Origin of the sequence: Pedococcus ginsenosidimutans (assembly GCF_039544395.1) — a bacterium.
Classification (GTDB): domain Bacteria; phylum Actinomycetota; class Actinomycetes; order Actinomycetales; family Dermatophilaceae; genus Pedococcus; species Pedococcus ginsenosidimutans.
On sequence record NZ_BAABLO010000013.1, the window covers coordinates 174,926 to 194,246 of the forward strand.

Sequence of the window (19,321 nt, forward strand, 5' to 3'; positions counted from 1 at the left end):
CATGACCTCGACCACCCGCCAGCTGCTCGCGTCCGCCCGGATGCTGCTCGTCCTGACCGTCCTGCTCGGAGTCCTCTACCCGGCCGCCGTGTGGGCCGTGGGCCGGGTCGGCCTGTCGGGCCAGGCCGACGGCTCGCTCGTCCGGCGCGACGGTGCCGTCGTCGGCTCCAGCCTGCTGGGGCAGGACTTCCAGGGTGACCGCTGGTTCACCGGGCGCCCGTCGTCGAGCGCGTATGCCGGGAGCAGCAGCGGTGGCTCGAACCTCGCCGCGTCCTCCGCCGACCAGGTGAAGGCGGTCCGGGAGCGCGCGGCGGCCTACCGGGCGGCGTACGGCGTCGCCGCACCGGCGGACGCCCTCACCGCCTCTGCGAGCGGTCTCGACCCCCATGTCTCGCCTGCCAACGCCCTGGCGCAGGTGCACCGGGTGGCGGTGGCCAACGGCCTCCCCGAGACCGCCGTGGAGCGGCTGGTCGAGCAGCACACGCAGGGCCGGGTGATGGGGTTCCTCGGCGAGCCCCGCGTCAACGTCCTCGAGCTCAACCTGGCTCTGGAGAGAATGGGGCGGTGAGCAGAGGAGTGCTGCGGGTCTACCTCGGCGCCGCACCCGGCGTCGGGAAGACCGTCGCCATGCTCTCCGAGGGGCACCGCCGCCGAGCCCGCGGGACGGACGTCGTCATCGGCGTGTGCGAGAGCCACGCCCGCGCCTACACCGCCGCGCTCATGGAGGGGCTCGAGCAGGTGCCGCGACGGACCGTCGAGCACCGCGGGTCGACGCTCACCGAGCTCGACGTCGCTGCGGTGGTCGCCCGCCGCCCGCAGGTGGTCCTCGTCGACGAGCTCGCCCACACCAACGTGCCGGGGAGCCCGCACGCCAAGCGGTGGGAGGACGTCGAGGAGATCCTCGCGGCCGGCATCGACGTCGTCTCGACCGTGAACATCCAGCACCTGGAGTCGCTCAACGACGTGGTCGAGTCGATCACGGGGATCCGCCAGCAGGAGACCGTCCCCGACGAGGTCGTCCGCGGGGCCGACCAGCTCGAGCTCGTCGACATGTCCCCGCAGGCCCTGCGCCGACGCCTCGCCCACGGCAACGTCTACGCGGCCGAGCGCGTGGACGCGGCCCTGGCCAACTACTTCCGCGAGGGCAACCTCACCGCCCTGCGCGAGCTGTCGCTGCTGTGGCTGGCCGACCGCGTCGAGGAGGGGCTCGACCGCTACCGCACCGACCGGGGCATCACCGAGCCGTGGCCGACCCGGGAGCGGGTCGTGGTCGCCCTCACCGGCGACGCCGAGGGCCGCACCCTCCTGCGCCGGGCCGCCCAGATCGCCTCGCGGGGGGCGGGGGGTGAGCTGCTCGCGGTCTACGTCACCCCGCCGGACGGGCTGGTCGACGCCCGGCTCGAGCAGCTCGACGACCTGCGCAGGATGACCGTCGAGCTCGGGGGGACGTTCCACAGCGTCAAGGGGGAGGACACCGCGACGGCGCTGCTCGACTTCGCCCGCGGTGTCTCGGCGCGACAGGTCGTCATCGGCGCCTCGCGGCGCAAGCGGTGGCAGGAGGTGCTCTCGCCGGGGGTGGGGCAGAAGGTCGTGGAGGGCGCCGGGGAGATCGACGTCCACCTCGTGACCCACGAGCTCACCCGTACGGTGCGCGCCCCGTGGCGGTTCGGCCCGGAGCTGGGCCGTCGCCGTACGGCGCTCGGCTGGGCGCTGGCCGTCGTGGGGACCGCGGTGCTCACGGCCGTCCTGCACCTCACCCCGGCCTGGCACGACCTGCCGCTCGAGGTGCTGCTGTACCTCTTGCTCACGGTGGGAACGGCCCTGGTCGGTGGTGTCTGGCCGGCGGTCGCCGCCGCGGTCCTGGGCAGCACCACGATCAACTGGTTCTTCACCCCGCCGGTCCACACCCTGACGATCTCGGACCCCGAGAACCTCGTCGCGCTCGCAGTCTTCCTGCTCGTGGCCGTGGCCGTCTCTTCCGTGGTGCACCTCAGCGAACGACGGGCCGCTGCCGCCCGGGAGGCCCAGCGCGAGGCCGCCGCGCTCGCGGCCTCGGCGGAGTCGCTGCTGGGGGAGCGCGACCAGCTGCCGGCGCTCCTGCGCCAGGTCGTCGAGTTCTTCGGCGTCGACGCGGCCGGTGTGGTCCGGCGCCCCACGGTCCGCGACCCGTGGCAGGTGCTCGCCGCCACCGAGGGCTTCGGTGTCGAGGCCGTGCAGGACGCGTCCGTGCGGGCCCCGGTCGACGACACGACCTCGCTCGTCCTCGTCGGACGGGTCGTCTCGGCCCAGGACCGCCGGCTGGTGTCGGCGTTCGCGGTGCGGGTGGGAGCGATCCTGCGCCGGGAGGAGCTGGTCCGGCTCGCCGACGCAGGCCGGGCGCTCGCCAAGGACAACCGCGCGAGGACGGCGCTGCTCGCGGCCGTGTCGCACGACCTGCGCACGCCGTTGGCCAGCATCAAGGCCGCGGCCTCGAGCCTGCGCCAGCCGGACGTGGTCTTCGGCGAGCAGGACCGCGCGGACCTGCTCGAGACCATCGAGGACTCCACCGACCGCCTCACCGTGCTCGTGACCAACCTGCTCGACATGTCACGGCTGCAGAGCGGGGCCGTCGTGCCGCGCCTGGCCGCGGTGCACCTCGACGAGGCCGTGACCGCGGCCGCCGCGCTGCTGCCGGGAGGCGGCCGGGTACGGCTCACGATCGACGCGGCGCTGCCACCCGCCTCGGCGGACCCCGGGCTGCTCGACCGCGTCCTCGCCAACGTGCTCGAGAACGCCCTGCGGCACTCCGGCGGGGAGGTGGTGGTGGCCGCGTCGGCGACGGCCGACCGCGTGCAGGTGCGGGTCGTCGACCGCGGTGTCGGGGTCCCCGAGGGGGCCAAGGAGACGATCTTCGCGCCGTTCCAGCGGTTCGGTGACGCGCCCCGCGGCACCGGCGTCGGGCTCGGGCTGGCTGTCGCGCGCGGGCTCGTGGAGGCGCTGGGCGGCACGATCGTCGCCGAGGACACCCCCGGCGGCGGCCTGACGGTCGTCCTCGACCTGCCCCGCCACGAGGAGGGCTCCCGGTCCACCGACGGCACGGAGGCGCCCACTGTCCCTGACAGGATGGCGACGTGAGCACGGTCCTGGTGGTCGACGACGAACCCCACCTCCTGCGGACCCTCGCGATCAACCTCCGGGCCCGTGACTACGCCGTCGAGACGGCCGGTGACGGTCGCAGTGCCCTGCAGGCGCTGCACGACGGGTCGATCGACCTCGTCGTCCTCGACCTCGGGCTCCCCGACCTCGACGGGGTCGAGGTCCTGCGGCGGCTGCGGCAGTCCTTCGACGTGCCGGTCATCGTCCTGTCGGCCCGGACCGACTCCGTCGACAAGGTGGAGGCGCTCGACCTCGGCGCCGACGACTACGTCACCAAGCCCTTCGCGATGGACGAGCTGCTGGCCCGCATCAGGGTCGCCCTGCGCCGCGGTGAGAGCGGGTCGCCCTCGACCGTGCCGACGTTCGCCGCCGCGCACTTCACCCTCGACTTCGCCGAGCGCCGCGCCGTGGTGGCCGGGTCCGAGGTGCGGCTCACCCCCACCGAGTGGAGCCTGCTCGAGGTCCTCGCCCGCCACCCCGGCCACCTCGTCTCGCAGCGGGACCTCCTGCGCGAGGTGTGGGGCCCGGGCTACGGGCGCGAGTCCAACTACCTGCGCGTCTACGCCAACCAGCTGCGCCGCAAGCTCGAGCCGGACCCCACCCGACCGCGCCACCTGCTGACCGAACCGGGTCAGGGCTACCGGCTGGTCGCAGCGCAGGGCTGACCACGCCCACCTAGGGTGGTCGCCATGCGCCGCTGGTTCAACGCCGTCAAGGGCCACCCGAGCGGGGTGCTCCTGGTGGCCCAGCTGCTCGCGGTGCTCGCCTACCCCTTCGCCGGGGACACACCCCTGGGGCGCACGCTCATCGGCCTGTTCGGGGTGCTCGTGCTGGCCGTCGCCGTGTACGCCGTGCGCGCCACACCGGCGCTCACCTGGGTGGCGGTGGTGCTGGGGGTCCCGGTCGTCGGCCTCACCATCGCCGAGGGGTTCGTCCCGACCAACCACCAGGTGGTGTTCTGGTCGGCGCTCCTGCACGCCGCGTTCTACGGCTACACCGGGTACGGCCTCATCCGCTACCTGTTCGACGACTCCTGGGTGACCCGCGACGAGATCTTCGCCGTAGGCGCCAACTTCACCGTCGTCTCGTGGATGTTCGCCTACCTGTTCATGGCGCTGCAGGTCGTCTACCCGGGGTCGTTCATCGCCTACCAGGGCGGGGGCCACAGGACGTTCCTCGAGCTGCTCTACCTGTCCTTCGCCAACCTGACCAGCGTCGGGCTCTCCGACGTGACCGCGGTCCTGCCGCACGCCCGGTCGGTGGTCATCGTCGAGCAGGTGGCCGGCGTCATGTACGTCGCGCTGATCATCGCCCGCGTCGTCGGGCTGACCATCACCCGCTGGCGCAACACCTAGGACGCCGGGGTGCCCTTGCCCGCGGGGGCGCCCTCGTCGGCGGAGCCGCCGGTCCCGGCGGTGCCGTCGAGCTCCGCGATCGTGGCCAGGCTCGGGCCCCGCTGCTCCTGCAGCGCGCGGGCCCCGTCCTCGGCGTCCTGCATGACCCGCAGGACGTTGCCGCTGGTGAGCTTGGCGAGGTCGTCGTCGGACCAGCCGCGGTCGGCGAGGGCCTCGAGGAGGCGGGGGTAGCCGGTGACGTCCTCGAGCCCCTCGGGCAGCTCCGCGACACCGTCGTAGTCGCCCCCGAGACCGACGTGGTCGACCCCGGCGACCTCGCGGACGTGCTCGACGTGGGCGACGACGTCGTCGAGGGTCGCCTTCGGGGTCGGGTGCTGCAACTTGTACGCGTCGTAGAAGTCGCTGTACCCGGCGTCGGCAGGCATGACTCCCTGCTCGGCGGCGACGGCGTTGAGCTCCTGGCGCCAGGCCGCGGCGGCGGGGTTCACGAAGGTCGGGACGAAGGTGACCATGCAGACGCCGCGGTTGTCACGCAGCGACTCGAGCACGTCGTCGGGCGCGTTGCGGGGGCTGTCGCAGACGGCGCGGGCCGAGGAGTGGCTGAAGATCGCGGGCACCTCGGCGACCCTCAGCGCGTCGCGCATCGTGTCGGGGGAGACGTGCGAGAGGTCGACGAGCATGCCGATGCGGTTCATCTCCCGCACCACCTCGACGCCGAACCGTGAGAGCCCACCCAGGACCGGTTCGTCGGTGGCCGAGTCGGCCCAGTCGACGTTGCTGTTGTGGGTGAGCGTCATGTAGCCGACACCGAGGACCCGCAGCATCCGCAGCGTCGCGAGCGAGTTGTTGATCGAGTGTCCGCCCTCCGCGCCGAGCAGGGACGCGATCCGGCCCGACGCCCAGACCGTCCGCACGTCGTCCGCCGTCCGCGCGAAGGCGAGCTCGTCGGCATACCTCGCCACGAGCTGGTGGCCCGCGTCGACCTGCTCCAGCGTCGCGCTCACCGCGTCGTCCCCCGTGAGGCTCGCGGGGACGAAGACCGACCAGAACTGCGCCCCGACCCCGCCGCGCCGCATCCGGGGCAGGTCGGTGTGGGTCGGCGTGCCGCCGGCCCCGACGTCGAGGCGGTCGAAGTCGTAGCCCACGAGCTCGCGGGCCGCCCAGAGGAGGTCGTTGTGGCCGTCGACCACGGGGTGGTGGGCCAGCAGCGCGGCCACACGCTCGGAGGTCGGTGTCGGCGTGGTGCTCGTGGTGGTCATGGAGCCACGCTACCCACCCGTAGAGTGGTGGGCATGAGCTCGACCGTGCAGCGAAGCGTGGCCCTGGTGACCCTGGGGTGCACCCGCAACGAGGTCGACTCCGAGGAGCTGGCCGGCCGCCTTGCGGCCGAGGGGTGGCTGCTCGTCGACGACGCCGACGAGGCCGACGTCGCGGTCGTCAACACCTGTGGGTTCGTCGAGCAGGCCAAGAAGGACTCCATCGACGTGCTCCTCGAGGCCTCCGCCCGCAAGGGCACGTCGAGGACCCAGAAGGTCGTCGCCGTGGGCTGCCTCGCCGAGCGGTACGGCGAGCAGCTGGCCGCCGAGCTGCCCGAGGCCGACGCCGTGCTCGGGTTCGACTCCTACGCCGACATGTCGTCCCACCTGCGTGCCGTCCTCGACGGCCACGCCCCGGCCCCCCACACCCCCGGTGACCGCCGCAGACTGCTGCCGCTGTCACCGGTCCAGCGCCAGGAGGGCAGCGCGGGCGTCGCGCTCCCGGGGCACGGCGAGGCCTCCAGCGAGCCGGTCGACGTGACGATCGAGGGCCCGGTCCCCGCGTCCGGGCCGCGCGTCATCCGGGCGCGGCTGGACGGCCGTCCCTGGGCCCCGCTCAAGATCGCCAGCGGCTGCGACCGCCGGTGCGCGTTCTGCGCCATCCCGATGTTCCGCGGCGCGTTCGTCTCGCGCCGTCCCCACGACATCATCGCCGAGGCGCGCTGGCTGGGGGAGCGGGGCGTCAAGGAGCTGTTCCTCGTCAGCGAGAACTCCACCTCCTACGGCAAGGACCTCGGCGACCTGGGCCTGCTCGAGAAGCTGCTGCCCGAGCTCGCCGCGGTGCCCGGCGTCGAGCGCGTGCGCGTCTCCTACCTCCAGCCGGCCGAGATCCGCCCCGACCTGCTCGACGCCATGGCCTCGGTGCCCGGCGTCGTCCCCTACTTCGACATCTCCTTCCAGCACGCGTCGGCTTCGCTGCTGCGCTCGATGCGCCGGTTCGGTGGCCGCGAGGCCTTCCTCGGGCTGCTCGAGCAGGTGCGGGCCAGGGTGCCGCTGGCCGGGATCCGCAGCAACGTCATCGTCGGCTTCCCCGGCGAGACCGAGGACGACCTCGCCGAGCTCGAGGCGTTCCTCGTCGAGGCGCGCCTCGACGTGACCGGGGTGTTCGGCTACTCCGACGAGGACGGCACCGAGGCAGAGACGTACGGCGACAAGCTCCCCGGGCACGTCGTCGCCGAGCGGGTCGAGCGTTTCACCGCCCTCATCGAGCAGCTCAACCTCCAGCGGGCCGAGGAGCGCGTGGGCGAGGTCCTGTCCGTGCTCGTCGAGTCGGTGCCCAGCGGTGACGAGGACGACGAGACCATGGTCGTGGGCCGCGCCGAGCACCAAGGTCCGGACGTCGACGGCGTCACGCTGCTCGCGCCCGAGGACTGGCCGGACGTGGCCGTCGGCGACATCGTGCGCGCGACGGTGGTGGCAACCGAGGGCATCGACCTCGTGGCGGAGCCCGCATGAGCGAGTCGGCCCCCCGGCCGGACCCGATGACCGAGCCCGTGTCGCGGCCGGCGCCGAGCGCGTGGAACCTCGCCAACGGTCTCACCGTCTCCCGCATCCTGCTCGTGCCCGTCTACGGGCTGCTCCTGCTGGCGCAGGGCGGCGACAGCGCGGCGATGCGGTGGTGGGCGGCTGCGGTCTTCGTCGTCGCGACCGCGACCGACCGCGTGGACGGCGACATCGCCCGCTCCCGCGGCCTGATCACCAACTTCGGCAAGATCGCCGACCCCATCGCCGACAAGGCCCTGATGGGTATGGCGTTCGTGGGCCTGTCGGTGCTCGGTGAGCTGCCGTGGTGGGTCACCGTCGTCGTCCTGGTCCGCGAGTGGGGCATCACGGTGATGCGGTTCGTCGTCATCCGGCACGGGGTCATGCCGGCCGGTCGCGGGGGCAAGGTCAAGACCGCGCTGCAGAGCCTGGGGCTGACCCTGTTCACCCTGCCGCTCACCACCTTCCCTGCCGCGCACACGTGGCAGGTCGTGGCCGACGTCGTGCTCGGCCTGGCCGTCCTGGTGACGGTCGTGACCGGGCTCGACATCGCCCTCAAGGCCCACCGGCTGCGGCAGACCAGCGAACGCGCGCAGATGAAGCGTGCGGCGCGGGCCGCCCGTCGTCGATGATGGGTCGATGACCTCACCGCCCGCTCGGGAGCCCGCAGCCGCCGAGTCTCCCCACGACGCCGCCGAACGCACCCTGAGCGCCCTCCGTGCGGCGGCCCTCACGGTGGCCTCCGCGGAGTCGCTGACCGGTGGGCTCGTCACCGCGACCCTCACCGACGTACCCGGCGCCTCGGCGGTCGTCCGCGGGGGCGTCATCAGCTACGCGACGGACCTCAAGGAGCAGGTGCTCGGGGTCGACGCCCAGCTGCTCGCCGACGGCGGCGCGGTCCAGGCCGACGTCGCCCGGCAGATGGCCGTCGGCGTCTGCCGGCTGTGCTCGTCCGACCTCGGCGTCGCCACCACCGGTGTCGCAGGGCCCGAGGCCCAGGACGGCCACGCCGTGGGCACGGTCTTCGTCGCGGTGGCCCGGCGCGGCCAGGCACCCGAACAGGTCGAGGTGCGCCCGCTGGTGCTGCTCGGTGACCGGCAGCAGATCCGCCGCCAGACGGTGGCTGCCGCGCTGGGGCTGCTGACCGAGGTCGTGGCCGACGTCGTCGCCGAGACCGGCGCAGCCGCCGGCGACGTTGCCGTTGACGAGACGGGGGTCAGCACGGTCGCCGGCACGGTCGCCGGCACCGGGGCGGGTGGGACCACTGGTGCGGAAGATTCCGGGTCGGACGCTGGTTGAGACTGCCGAGCACCTGTTTCCCGAATCCTGCGCGCGTGGCGTCGGGGGCTCGGGGTACCGTGGTCACGTACCTGTCCAGCACCAGAGCGTCCGGACCCCGGACCCTTCGCACCGCACCACTGAGGGAGGCGCCTTGATCCTGCTTCGACGTGAACTCGGGGACGTCCTCCGCGAGCAGCGGCAGTCGCAGGGACGCACCCTGCGCGAGGTCTCTGCTGCTGCCTCGGTCTCGCTCGGCTACCTCAGCGAGGTCGAGCGCGGCGAGAAGGAGGCCTCCTCCGAGCTGCTGTCCTCCATCTGCGGTGCGCTGCACCTGCCGCTGTCCGAGGTGCTGGGCCAGGTCTCCGAGCGCGTCGCCGAGACCGAGGCGCTGACCGCTCCCGTGGCCCTGCCGCTGCCGCCCGCAGCCATGGTCTCCGCCTCCGCCGCCTGAGCACCGTCCCGACCGTGTCGGAGGCGTCGGACGACGCGGCGCCGTCGCCTGCGGTGGTGGGCGCGCTGGCGCCGTACTCCGTGCCGGTCGTGGTCGTCGACCCCGACCCCCGGTGGCCGGCGCTCTACCAGGTCGAGCGCGACCTGGTGGTCGCGGCGCTCGGCCCCACCGCACTCGCGGTCGACCACGTCGGCTCGACCTCCGTGCCGGGGCTGCCCGCGAAGCCGGTCATCGACATCCTCCTGCAGGTGCCGGACTCCGCCGACGAGTCGAGCTACGTCCCCGCCCTCGAAGGCGCCGGCCTCACGCTGCGCATCCGCGAGCCCGACTGGCTGGAGCACCGCGTCCTCTACCGGCGTCGGGTCGACGGCGCGTCGCACGACGTCAACGTGCACGTCTTCTCACCGGTACTGGGTGCGGGCGAGATCCGCCGGATGCTCGCGTTCCGTGACTGGCTCAGGACCCATCCCGAGGACCGCGACCGGTATGCCGCGGTCAAGCGTGAGCTCGCGCAGCGGCGCTGGCGCTACGTGCAGGACTACGCCGACGCGAAGACCTCGGTGGTCGAGGAGATCCTGCAGCGCGCGCTGGCGACCGGCTGACCGGCCCCGGGCGGCCGCGGGCGGCGGCGGTCACGGCGGGGTCGGTCAGGCGCGTCGGTAGGGGTTCGCCCGGCCACCGGCGGACCCCATGGGTCGCTGCGGACGTCCGTCGTCGGTGGGGCCGATCCCGCCCTGGCACGTCCGGCAGTAGAACATCGTCCGCTCCTGGCCCGCGGGCCCGATCATCGCCACACGCACCCCGGTGCCGCACCGGCGGCAGGGGCGTCCCGACCGGGCGTGGACGTAGCTCTCCTCGCCGCGCCTGCGGTTGCCGGTGCTGGACTGCACCGCATGGTGGCGTGCGGTGTCGAGGAGCCGGTGAGCCCGCGACACGAGCCGCTCGACCACCTCCGGGTCGAGCTCTGCTGCGGGGGTCCACGGGTGCAGGCGCTCGAGGAACAGCGACTCCGAGGCCCACAGGGTGCCGACGCCGGCGAGGTTGCGCTGGTCGAGCAGGGCGGCGCCGATGGTGGTCGGCGACGCGCGCAGGTTGGCCACGGCCACGGCGGCGTCCCAGTCAGGACCCAGGACGTCAGGCCCGAGGTGGCCCACCAACTCGTCCTCCCGGCTGGTGGGCACCAGGTCGAGCATGCCGAGGCGCAGCCCCAGCGCGCTCCACTGCTGCGTGCCGACGGCCGCGCGCAGGTCGGCACGGCGCAGCCAGCGCGGCAGGTCGGAGGGTGCCTCGACCCGCCACTGGCCCTCCATCCGCAGGTGCGAGTGCAGGGTCATGCCGGCGTCGAGGCGGTGCAGGACGTGCTTGCCACGGCTGACGACCTCCGTGGTCGTGGCCCCGCGCAGGTCGGTCGTCGCGAGCTCGGGGAACCGCAGGTCCCACACCTCGACGCGCTCGCCGGCGAGGGCCTGGTGCAGACGGTGGGCCGTCCGCCAGACCGTGTCGCCCTCAGGCACGGGTCACCGGCGCAGCCTCAGGCCGCGGGGCGTGGCGTGGAAACCGGCGTTGGCCAGGGCGGCCACCAACGGGTGCTCGGATCCGAGCAGGGCCCCACCGTCGGCCTTCTCCACCGTCAGGCGCCCGAGCGCTCCCTCCCGGACTGCGAGGGCGAGGGCGTCGGCGGCAGCCTGGAGCCGCGCGGGGTCGTCGGTCCAGGAGAGCAGGGTCTTGCCTCCTCGCTCGACGTAGAGCACCAGCTCTCCGTCGACGAGGACGACCAGGGCGCCGGCCTTGCGCCCGGGCTGGTGTCCCTTGCGCGACGGTGTCGCGGGGCCCCCGGGCTCGCTCGTCGCGTCGTCGTCCCCGGCGGCGCGCTCGGGCCAGGGGAGGGCCGCGCCGTACGCGTTGGCCGGATCGGTGGCGGCGAGCACCAGGGCCGGCCCGCTCGGCGCGTCCGGGTCGGTGCCGGGTGTCCTGGCACCGGCGCGGATGCGGTCGATGGACCCCGTGGTGGAGAACTGCGCGGCCCCGAGCGACTCGACGAAGTAGCCGCGCCGGACCCGTCCGGACTCCTCGGCGGCAGCGAGGACCCGGTAGACGCCGGCGAAGCCGCCGGGCACGTCCTCGGCGACGACCGCGCCGCGGGTGACGACGCCGTAGCGGTCGAGCAGGACCTCTGCGGTGGCGTAGGCGCGCACGGTGGCGTCCTCCTCCACCGGCGGGAGCAGCGACCAGCGACCGGCCCCGGCGGGTGGGCCCGTGCGGGTGGGGAGCGAGGGGCGGCCCGGCCCCCGCTGGCCGGAGAGGGTGCCGAGCGAGCCACGACGACCTGCGTAGCGGGACGACCGGGGGCCGGACGTGGTGCGGCGGTGGGCCGTGCGGCCGCCGGACAGCAGCGCTCGCAACGGGGCGATGGTGTCGCCGGACACGCGGCCGGCCCACACGAGTGCCCACAGGTCGGCGAGCACCTGCTCGTCGTCGGTGGCCCCGACCGCGTCGGAGAGCGTCCTGAAGAAGTAGGCGCCGCCACCGGACAGGGCGTCGACCATGGCCTGCTGTGCCTCGGACAGGGGCTCGGTCGACGGCGAGGACATCGTGAGGTGGGCGCTGTCGGCGAGGTGGAGCGACACCCAGCCGTCGTCGCCCGGCAGCGACCCGTGGCCGCGCCACACCACGTCGCCGCTGCTCGTCAGCTCGTCGAGCAGCGCCGGGGTGTAGCCGACGACCCGCGACGGCAGGACGAGGGTCTCCAGCGCGCTCGCCGGCAGGACCGCGCCCGCCAGCTGCTCGACCGCGCGCACGAGGCCGTCGCGCCCGCGCAGGCCACCGCCGACCGACTGCCACTGGGGCAGGAACCGGGCCAGCTCGACCGTCGCCACCGGCTCGACCTCGGCGCGCAGGGCGGCGAGGGAGCGCCGCCGCAGCATCCGCAGCACCTCGGCGTCGCAGTAGTCGAGGCCGTGACGTCCACCACCGTTCTCCAGGGGCAGCAGCTCGCCCTCCACCATCCGGCCGGAGGCGACGAGGCGGCGCAGCGCGTCGAGCGCCACGGCCGGCCCCACGCCCCACCAGCCGGCGACGGTGGTCACGGGGAACGGCCCGTGCGTGCGGGCGTACCGGGCGACGAGGTCGCCCAACGGGTCAGGCACGGGTTCGAGGAACGCCTGAGGGACCCCGACCGGCAGGGAGCACCCGAGGGCGTCGCGCAGCCGACCGGCGTCCTCGATGGCTGCCCACCGCTCCTCACCGGCGACCCGGACGCGGATGAGCCGTCGAGCGCCCTCGAGGTCGACGAGCCAACCGCCGATGTCCTTGTGGGACAACGCTTCCTGCGAGCGTCGCTGGATCTCGGGCAACGACAGCGGGCCGAGCACGCGCAGGAGGTCGGCGATGTCCTCGGCGTCGCGGCAGGCGCGCTCCGGCACGAGCCGTTGGAGCTCGTTCTCGGTGCGGGACACCTGCTCGGGGTCGAGGAGGTCGCGCAGGGACAGGCCCTCGCCGCGTCCGAGCAGCTCGGCCAGCAGCGTGGGGTCGAGCGACAGCGCCGCGGCCCGCTTCTCGGCCAGTGGGGAGTCGCCCTCGTAGAGGAACTGGGCGACGTAGCCGAACATCAGCGACCGGGCGAACGGTGAGGGCTGGCGCGACTCGACGTCGACGACGGTGACCTCGCGCGATGCCACCGCCCGCATGAGGTCCTCCAGGCCCGGGACGTCGAAGACGTCCTGGACGCACTCCCGCACCGTCTCGAGGATGATCGGGAAGGAGGCGTACTGGCTGGCGACCTCGAGCAGCTGGGCGGCCCGCTGGCGCTGCTGCCACAACGGCTGGCGCCGGTCGGGCCGACGGCGGGGCAGGAGCAGCGCCCGCGACGCGCACTCGCGGAACCGCGCCGCGAACAGCGCCGACCCCCCGATCTCCGCGGTCACCCGGTCGTGGACCTCCTCCGGGTCGAGACGCACCAGCTCCAGCAGCTCGGCCCCGACCCCGCGCCCGTCCTCGAACTCGAGGTCGGGCAGCCGGAAGACGATGCCGTCGTCGCCGTGCATCGCCTGGACGTCGACCCCGAACCGCTCACGCATCCGCGCGGAGACGCACAGGGCCCACGGCGCATGGACCTGTCCGCCGAAGGGCGAGTGCACCGCCACCCGCCAGTCGCCGATCTCGTCGCGGAAGCGCTCGACGACGATCGTGCGGTCGTCGGGGACGTGGCCCGTCGCCTCCTTCTGCTCGCGCAGGTAGGCCAGGAGGTTGTCGGTGGCCCACTCGTCCAGACCGGCCGCGGTGACGCGCGCCCGGGCCTTGGCGTCCGACAGGCCGACGACCTCGCGCACGAACGCCCCGACCGCCCGTCCCAGCTCCGCCGGGCGGCCGAGCTGGTCGCCCTTCCAGAAGGGCAGCTTGCCGGGCAGGCCCGGCGCCGGTGTGACGAGCACCCGGTCGTGGGTGATGTCCTCGATGCGCCAGGTCGAGGTGCCGAGGGTGAAGACGTCGCCGACGCGCGACTCGTAGACCATCTCCTCGTCGAGCTCGCCCACGCGGCGCCCGGCGCCCTCGGACGAGGCGAGGAACACGGCGTACAGGCCTCGATCGGGGATCGTGCCCCCGGAGGTGACGGCGAGCCGCTGGGCGCCGGGGCGCCCGCTGAGGACTCCCGTGACCCGGTCCCAGACGATGCGGGGACGCAGCTCGGCGAACTCGTCGCTGGGGTAGCGGCCGGACAGCATGTCGAGCACCGACTCGAGGATCGACCTCGGCAGCGACGAGAACGGGGTGGCCCCCCGCACGACCTTCTCGAGGTCGTCGACGGTCCACTCGTCGAGGGCACACATCGCCACGACCTGCTGGGCGAGGACGTCGACAGGGTTGGCGGGGACCTTGAGCGACTCGATGTCACCCGACCTCATCCGCTCGACCACCACCGCCGTCTGCACCAGGTCGCCGCGGAACTTCGGGAACAACACGCCCCGGGAGACCGCACCCACCTGGTGGCCGGCACGCCCGACCCGCTGGAGGCCGGAGGCCACCGACGGCGGCGACTCGACCTGCACGACGAGGTCGACGGCGCCCATGTCGATGCCGAGCTCGAGGCTCGAGGTCGCGACGACGGCCGGCAGCCGGCCTGCCTTGAGGTCCTCCTCGATCAGCGCCCGGTGCTCCTTGCTCACCGAGCCGTGGTGGGCCCGCGCCAGCACCGGAGGTGCCCCGGAGGACGAGCCTGCCTGCGCCATCAGCTGTGCGGGGGTCCGGGAGGCCGGGGCGGGACGAGGTGGGCGCGCCGGCCCTGCCGTCGCGCCCGTCGCGCCGTCGGCCAGGCCGCCGGTGTCTGCCCCCACCCCCTCGGCGCCCGCCGCCTCCTCCGCCGCGGCCTCCTCGAGCCGCTCCTCCCAGATCTCGTTGAGGCGGCTGGTCAGGCGCTCGGCGAGGCGCCGAGAGTTGGCGAACACCAGCGTCGAGCGGTGCGCGGCGACGAGGTCGACGATGCGCTCCTCGACGTGCGGCCAGATGGAGGCCCGGCGCTCACCCCCGGCAGCGGGTCCGGACAGGTCGCCCTCGATGACCTCGCCGAGGCTGGACATGTCGGCGATGGGGACGACGACGTCGAGGTCCCACTCCTTGGTGGAGGGCGGGCGCACGATCTCCACAGGCCGGCCACCGGCGAGGTAGCGGGCGACCTCCTCCACGGGCTCGACGGTCGCGGACAGGCCGATGCGCTGGGCCGGGCGCTCGAGCAGGGCGTCGAGGCGCTCGAGGGTCAGGGCGAGGTGCGCCCCCCGCTTGGTCCCGGCTACGGCATGCACCTCGTCGAGGATGACGGTCTCGACGCCGGCCAGGGCCTCGCGCGCCTGCGAGGTGAGGATGAGGAAGAGCGACTCCGGGGTCGTGATGAGCACGTCGCTCGGGGTCCGCGCGAACGCCCGGCGCTCGTTGGCCGGGGTGTCCCCGGAGCGGACCGCGACGGTGATGTCCGGCTGGGGGAGCCCCAATCGGGTGGCCGCGTGCCCGATGCCCACCAGTGGCGAGCGCAGGTTGCGCTCGACGTCGACCGCCAGTGCCTTCATCGGCGAGACGTAGAGGACCCGGCACCGCTTGAGCTTCTCCTCCGGCGGCGGGGTGCTGGCGAGCCGGTCGAGGGCCCACAGGAAGGCCGACAGGGTCTTGCCCGACCCGGTGGGGGCGACGACGAGGGCGTGCTGCCCGGAGCTGATGGCCTCCCAGGCCCCCGCCTGCGCGGCCGTGGGCTCGCTGAAGGAGCCGCGGAACCACTCGGCGGTGGCGGCGGAGAATCGGTCGAGCACGTCACTGGTCATGTGCGGACCAGCCTGCCACCTGGCACCGACAGCCACCTCGCCGAACGCTGACGACCGCCTGGTCGTCCGGTGTCCCCACCCGTGCCTAGACTCGCGGCGTGCGACTGAGCAAGTTCTGGGACCTCATGAACGACGAGTTCGGCGAGGCGTACGCCGGCTCGTTGGCCAGGCACCACGTCCTCGGCGTGCTCGGCGACCGGTCGCCCTTGGAGGCGATCGAGGCGGGGGAGAGCCCGCGGGTGGTCTGGGCCGCGATCTGCGACGCGATGGACGTCCCCGAGTCCCGCCGCCTCGGGGTGGACCGGAAGCCGGCGCGGTGACCGCACCGGACTGGGCGGCTCGTCCGCTCGTCCTGGCCCCCATGGCGGGAGGCCCCAGCACCGTGGCCCTCGCCGCGGCTGCGGCGCGTGGCGGGGTCTTCCCCTTCCTCGCCGGTGCCTACCTCACGTCCGCACGGCTGGCGGCCGACATCGAGGAGCTGCGCCCGCAGGCACCGGACGGTTTCGGCGTCAACGTCTTCGCGCCCTCACCCGACCACCCGTCGATGCTGGAGGAGGCCCGCGCGTACGCGGCCAAGCTGGCGCCGTGGGCGGCCGCCGCCGGCGTCGACCTCGGCGATCCCCGCTACGACGACGACGACTTCGACGCCAAGGTCGACGTGCTCGTGGCGGCCGCCCCCGACGTCGTGAGCTTCGCCTTCGGCTGGCCACCGGCCACCGTCGTCGAGCGCCTGCGGGCGGCCGGCTCGCAGGTGTGGGTGACGGTCAACGACCCTGCCGAGGCCGACTGGGCGCACGAGCTCGGCGTCGACGGGCTGGTCGCGCAGGGCTGGGAGGCCGGCGGGCACCGCGGCGGCCCGGTGGACACCGGCGGTCCGCAGCCGGGCGTCCGCGACCTCGTGACCGCCCTCCGGGACCGCTCACACCTGCCGGTCATGGCAGCGGGCGGCGTGGTGTCCGGGGACGGGGCTGCCGAGCTGCTCCACCTGGGCGCGACGGCGGTCGCCCTGGGCACCGCGTTCCTGGCCTGTCCGGAGGCCGGTACCGCCCCCGTGCACGTCGACGCCCTGGCCCGGCGCGACCGCACGGTCGTGACCCGCGCCTTCACCGGTCGCAGTGCTCGGGCCCTCGCCACCACGTGGACCGACCTGTTCACGGACGTGGCCCCCGCGGCGTACCCGCACGTCCACCACGTCACGGCGCCGTTGCGGGCCCACGGCAAGGCCACCGGCGAGGCCGAGCTGGTCCACCTGTGGGCCGGTGCGGGGCACGCCCGGGTCCGCCCGCTGCCGGCCACCGAGCTCGCCCGGCTGCTGGTCGCCGAGCTCGGGGCCGCGAAAAGCCGGTGAGCGTTGTCGGCCCGAGTCGATAGCGTTGAGCGAGTGAGTGGCGACGACGACATCCTCCTGAGGGCCAAGGGCCTGACCAAGCACTTCGGCGAGTTCACGGCGGTCGACGGCATCGACTTCGAGGTGCGCAAGGGGGAGTGCTTCGGCTTCCTCGGCCCCAACGGCGCGGGCAAGTCCTCGACGATGCGGATGGTGGGCTGCGTCTCGCCGGTCAGTGGTGGCGAGCTCCGGCTGTTCGACCTCGACCCGGCCACGGACGGTCCCGCCATCCGCGCGCGCCTCGGCAGCTGCCCCCAGCGGGACACCCTCGACGAGGAGCTCACCGTCCAGGAGAACCTCTGGATCTACGGCCGCTACTTCGGGCTGTCCCGCAAGGAGGTCCGCACCCGCGCTGCCGAGCTGCTCGACTTCGCCCAGCTCTCCGAGCGGGCCGGCGACAAGGTCGAGCCCCTGTCGGGGGGTATGAAGCGGCGCCTCACCATCGCGCGCTCGCTCATCAACTCCCCGGAGATCCTGCTGCTCGACGAGCCCACCACCGGACTGGACCCGCAGGCGCGACACGTGTTGTGGGACAGGCTGTTCCGGCTCAAGCGCTCTGGTGTGACGCTGGTCCTCACCACCCACTACATGGACGAGGCCGAGCAGCTGTGCGACCGCCTCGTCGTCATGGACCACGGCCGGATCGTCGCCGAGGGTTCCCCGCGTGAGCTCATCGCGCAGCACTCGACGCGCGAGGTGCTCGAGCTGCGGTTCGACGTCGACGACCACTCGCGCCACGCAGAGCAGGTGGGCGGCATCGGCGAGCGGGTGGAGGTGCTCCCCGACCGCCTGCTGGTCTACGCCCACGACGGTGACCGGGCCTCGGCCGACGTCCACGCCCGCGGGGTGCAGCCGCTGTCCTCCCTGGTGCGCCGCTCGACGCTCGAGGACGTGTTCCTCACCCTCACCGGCCGGACGCTGGTCGACTGATGACCGTCTACCAGGACCGCACCGCACGAGGGCCGAGGTCGCCGCTCAGCGCGACCGAGCGCGTCCTCGCGGTGTTCGGCTACCACGCGACGGTCTACTCACGGACCTGGCGCGGCAGCATCGTGACCCGGATGCTCTCCCCGGTGCTCTTCATGCTCTCCATGGGCATCGGCCTCGGTGCCCTCGTCGACGACCGCGCGGGTGGCATCGACGGCCGTCCCTACCTGCACTTCGTCGTGCCGGGCATCGTGGCGACGCAGACGATGTGGGTCGCGTGGAGCGAGTCGAGCTACCAGGTGCTCGGCTACATCAAGTGGAACATGGGCTACCACGCCCAGCTCGCGACGCCGCTGCGCGTGCGCGACGTGCTCGCCGGGCACTTCCTGGCGATCACGGGCCACCTCGTCGTCGCCACGAGCCTGTTCATGGTCGTCGCCGCCCTGTTCGGCGGGTTCGACTCGTGGTCGGCGGTGGCCTGCCTGCCCGTCGCGGTGCTGACCGGGCTCGCCTTCGTCACGCCGATCTTCGCGTTCACGGCGACGCAGGAGGGCGACAACGGGTTCAACATCCTCTACCGCTGGATCATCACGCCCCTGATGCTCTTCTCCGGCACGTTCTTCCCCGTCGACCAGCTGCCGCCGTGGATGCAACCGGTGGCGTGGGTGACCCCCCTGTGGCACGGCGTCGAGGCGTGCCGCGCCGTCGCCGGCGGGTGGGAGTCGTCCGGGGGCACCCTCGCGTTCGCCGGGCACCTGCTCGTGCTTGCCGCGTACGCCGTCGCCGGTTGGCTGCTCGCCGAGCGCACCTTCACCCGGAGGCTGGCCTCATGACGACGACGCAGCAGGCTCCGACCGCGCGACGCCTCGCCCGGGCCATCCCCATGCCCGCGGGCGCGGGCCTGGCGCGGATGCTCGTGGAGCGCAACATCACCTCGTTCCGGCACGGGTGGATCGCGCTCGTCACCGGTTTCGCCGAGCCCGTGTTCTACATGTTCTCCCTCGGCATCGGCATCGGCGCGCTGGTCCGCACCGTCACCACCGACTCGGGCCTGACCGTCACCTACCCGCAGTTCGTCGCGCCCGCCCTGCTGGCGGCCTCCGCGATGAACGGCGCCGTCATGGACTCGACGTTCAACGTCTTCTTCAAGCTGAAGTACGCCAAGCTCTACGACGCCGTCCTCGCCACCCCGATGGGGCCGCGCGACGTCGCGGTGGGCGAGATCAGCTGGTCGCTGCTGCGAGGAGGCATGTACTCGGCGGCGTTCCTCGTGATCGCGCTGCTCGCCGGTGCCGTCCGGTCGTGGTGGGCGCTGCTGGCCCTGCCCGCGGCGGTGTTCATCGGGTTCGCGTTCGCCGCGGTGGGCATGTTCGCGACGACGTTCATGCGGTCGTGGGTGGACTTCGACTACATCACCCTCGCGGTCCAGCCGATGTTCCTGTTCTCCGCGACGTTCTTCCCGCTGTCGACCTACCCCGACGCACTGCAGTGGGTCGTGCGCGCCACACCGCTCTACCACGGGGTCGCGCTCGAGCGGGCGCTCACCCTCGGCGACGTGGGCTGGGGTGTGCTCGGCCACGTCGCCTACCTCCTGGTGCTCGGCGCGGTGGGTGTCGTGGGGGCGGCCCGTCGTCTCGAACGGCTGCTGCTGTCCTGAGGGTGGTGGCACCTAGCATCACGGC

The 19,321-nt window shown here is 73.5% G+C and carries 17 protein-coding genes; 14 read left to right on the plus strand and 3 right to left on the minus strand.

The annotated features are described in order from the left end of the window. Nucleotide 1: 1 nt before the first annotated feature. Genes kdpC through ABEA42_RS17745 form a run of 4 tightly spaced genes read left to right on the plus strand, consistent with a single transcriptional unit; the run spans nucleotide 2 to nucleotide 4,490 of the window. The gene (gene kdpC, locus ABEA42_RS17730) at nucleotides 2-568 is read left to right on the plus strand and encodes a potassium-transporting ATPase subunit KdpC (RefSeq protein WP_345505208.1); all 567 of its coding nucleotides are present in this window, start codon (nucleotides 2-4) and stop codon (nucleotides 566-568) included. Next, nucleotides 565-3,114, plus strand: a complete 2,550-nt coding sequence (locus ABEA42_RS17735; RefSeq protein WP_345505209.1) for a DUF4118 domain-containing protein — start codon at nucleotides 565-567, stop codon at nucleotides 3,112-3,114. Before kdpC ends, ABEA42_RS17735 begins: the two co-directional genes overlap by 4 nt. Continuing rightward, nucleotides 3,111-3,800: a response regulator transcription factor gene (locus ABEA42_RS17740; protein WP_345505210.1), complete on the plus strand. Its 690-nt coding sequence runs from the start codon at nucleotides 3,111-3,113 to the stop codon at nucleotides 3,798-3,800. Before ABEA42_RS17735 ends, ABEA42_RS17740 begins: the two co-directional genes overlap by 4 nt. Nucleotides 3,801-3,824: 24 nt before the next feature. After that, on the plus strand, nucleotides 3,825-4,490 hold the full coding sequence (locus ABEA42_RS17745; RefSeq protein WP_345505211.1) for an ion channel: 666 nt from the start codon (nucleotides 3,825-3,827) through the stop codon (nucleotides 4,488-4,490). Here the strand turns inward: ABEA42_RS17745 and ABEA42_RS17750 are convergent. After that, nucleotides 4,487-5,749, minus strand: coding sequence for a dipeptidase (locus ABEA42_RS17750; protein WP_345505212.1), 1,263 nt, complete (start codon nucleotides 5,747-5,749; stop codon nucleotides 4,487-4,489). The genes ABEA42_RS17745 and ABEA42_RS17750 overlap by 4 nt on opposite strands. 33 nt (nucleotides 5,750-5,782) lie before the next feature. Between ABEA42_RS17750 and rimO the strand changes: the two genes are divergently transcribed. The 5 genes from rimO (at nucleotide 5,783) to ABEA42_RS17775 (ending at nucleotide 9,622) form a co-directional block, all read left to right on the plus strand. After that, nucleotides 5,783-7,261 carry a 30S ribosomal protein S12 methylthiotransferase RimO gene (gene rimO, locus ABEA42_RS17755; protein WP_345505213.1) on the plus strand — a complete coding sequence of 493 codons (1,479 nt, stop codon included), beginning with the start codon at nucleotides 5,783-5,785 and terminating at the stop codon, nucleotides 7,259-7,261. After that, nucleotides 7,258-7,920, plus strand: a complete 663-nt coding sequence (pgsA, locus tag ABEA42_RS17760) for a CDP-diacylglycerol--glycerol-3-phosphate 3-phosphatidyltransferase (protein WP_345505214.1) — start codon at nucleotides 7,258-7,260, stop codon at nucleotides 7,918-7,920. Before rimO ends, pgsA begins: the two co-directional genes overlap by 4 nt. Before the next feature lie 7 nt (nucleotides 7,921-7,927). Continuing rightward, nucleotides 7,928-8,587, plus strand: a complete 660-nt coding sequence (locus ABEA42_RS17765; protein ID WP_345505215.1) for a CinA family protein — start codon at nucleotides 7,928-7,930, stop codon at nucleotides 8,585-8,587. A gap of 133 nt (nucleotides 8,588-8,720) precedes the next feature. Then, a complete protein-coding gene (locus ABEA42_RS17770; RefSeq protein ID WP_345505216.1) occupies nucleotides 8,721-9,020 on the plus strand; it encodes a helix-turn-helix domain-containing protein in 300 nt (99 codons plus the stop codon). A 14-nt stretch (nucleotides 9,021-9,034) separates the two neighbouring features. Further along, complete coding sequence (locus ABEA42_RS17775) at nucleotides 9,035-9,622, plus strand: GrpB family protein (RefSeq protein WP_345505217.1); 588 nt, start codon at nucleotides 9,035-9,037, stop codon at nucleotides 9,620-9,622. A gap of 45 nt (nucleotides 9,623-9,667) precedes the next feature. On the opposite strand, the gene ABEA42_RS17780 is transcribed toward ABEA42_RS17775, so the two are convergent. Together ABEA42_RS17780 and ABEA42_RS17785 are read right to left on the minus strand one after the other, a co-directional pair. After that, nucleotides 9,668-10,534 (minus strand): Fpg/Nei family DNA glycosylase, encoded by an 867-nt coding sequence (locus ABEA42_RS17780; protein ID WP_345505218.1) that lies wholly within the window; start codon nucleotides 10,532-10,534, stop codon nucleotides 9,668-9,670. 3 nt (nucleotides 10,535-10,537) lie between these two features. Further along, nucleotides 10,538-15,325 (minus strand): ATP-dependent helicase, encoded by a 4,788-nt coding sequence (locus ABEA42_RS17785; RefSeq protein WP_345505219.1) that lies wholly within the window; start codon nucleotides 15,323-15,325, stop codon nucleotides 10,538-10,540. Nucleotides 15,326-15,423: 98 nt separating this feature from the next. Here ABEA42_RS17785 and ABEA42_RS17790 point away from each other — a divergent pair, with 98 nt between their 5' ends. Genes ABEA42_RS17790 through ABEA42_RS17810 form a run of 5 tightly spaced genes read left to right on the plus strand, consistent with a single transcriptional unit; the run spans nucleotide 15,424 to nucleotide 19,296 of the window. Further along, nucleotides 15,424-15,645, plus strand: coding sequence for a DUF3046 domain-containing protein (locus ABEA42_RS17790; protein ID WP_345505220.1), 222 nt, complete (start codon nucleotides 15,424-15,426; stop codon nucleotides 15,643-15,645). After that, nucleotides 15,642-16,673, plus strand: a complete 1,032-nt coding sequence (locus ABEA42_RS17795) for an NAD(P)H-dependent flavin oxidoreductase (RefSeq protein ID WP_345505221.1) — start codon at nucleotides 15,642-15,644, stop codon at nucleotides 16,671-16,673. The genes ABEA42_RS17790 and ABEA42_RS17795 overlap by 4 nt, the downstream gene beginning before the upstream one ends. A 33-nt stretch (nucleotides 16,674-16,706) precedes the next feature. Then, nucleotides 16,707-17,642 carry an ABC transporter ATP-binding protein gene (locus tag ABEA42_RS17800; RefSeq protein WP_345505222.1) on the plus strand — a complete coding sequence of 312 codons (936 nt, stop codon included), beginning with the start codon at nucleotides 16,707-16,709 and terminating at the stop codon, nucleotides 17,640-17,642. Beyond that, nucleotides 17,642-18,472 carry an ABC transporter permease gene (locus ABEA42_RS17805; RefSeq protein WP_345505223.1) on the plus strand — a complete coding sequence of 277 codons (831 nt, stop codon included), beginning with the start codon at nucleotides 17,642-17,644 and terminating at the stop codon, nucleotides 18,470-18,472. The genes ABEA42_RS17800 and ABEA42_RS17805 overlap by 1 nt, the downstream gene beginning before the upstream one ends. Further along, nucleotides 18,469-19,296: an ABC transporter permease gene (locus tag ABEA42_RS17810; RefSeq protein ID WP_345505224.1), complete on the plus strand. Its 828-nt coding sequence runs from the start codon at nucleotides 18,469-18,471 to the stop codon at nucleotides 19,294-19,296. The genes ABEA42_RS17805 and ABEA42_RS17810 overlap by 4 nt, the downstream gene beginning before the upstream one ends. Nucleotides 19,297-19,321 lie beyond the last annotated feature (25 nt).

Bases quoted from the DNA above. Each gene is read 5' to 3' on its own strand.
- kdpC (WP_345505208.1), top strand. From the start codon at position 2: ATGACCTCGACCACCCGCCAGCTGCTCGCGTCCGCCCGGATGCTGCTC.
- ABEA42_RS17745 (WP_345505211.1), top strand. From the start codon at position 3,825: ATGCGCCGCTGGTTCAACGCCGTCAAGGGCCACCCGAGCGGGGTGCTC.
- ABEA42_RS17750 (WP_345505212.1), bottom strand. From the start codon at position 5,749: ATGACCACCACGAGCACCACGCCGACACCGACCTCCGAGCGTGTGGCC.
- rimO (WP_345505213.1), top strand. From the start codon at position 5,783: ATGAGCTCGACCGTGCAGCGAAGCGTGGCCCTGGTGACCCTGGGGTGC.
- pgsA (WP_345505214.1), top strand. From the start codon at position 7,258: ATGAGCGAGTCGGCCCCCCGGCCGGACCCGATGACCGAGCCCGTGTCG.
- ABEA42_RS17765 (WP_345505215.1), top strand. From the start codon at position 7,928: ATGACCTCACCGCCCGCTCGGGAGCCCGCAGCCGCCGAGTCTCCCCAC.
- ABEA42_RS17785 (WP_345505219.1), bottom strand. From the start codon at position 15,325: ATGACCAGTGACGTGCTCGACCGATTCTCCGCCGCCACCGCCGAGTGG.
- ABEA42_RS17805 (WP_345505223.1), top strand. From the start codon at position 17,642: ATGACCGTCTACCAGGACCGCACCGCACGAGGGCCGAGGTCGCCGCTC.
- ABEA42_RS17810 (WP_345505224.1), top strand. From the start codon at position 18,469: ATGACGACGACGCAGCAGGCTCCGACCGCGCGACGCCTCGCCCGGGCC.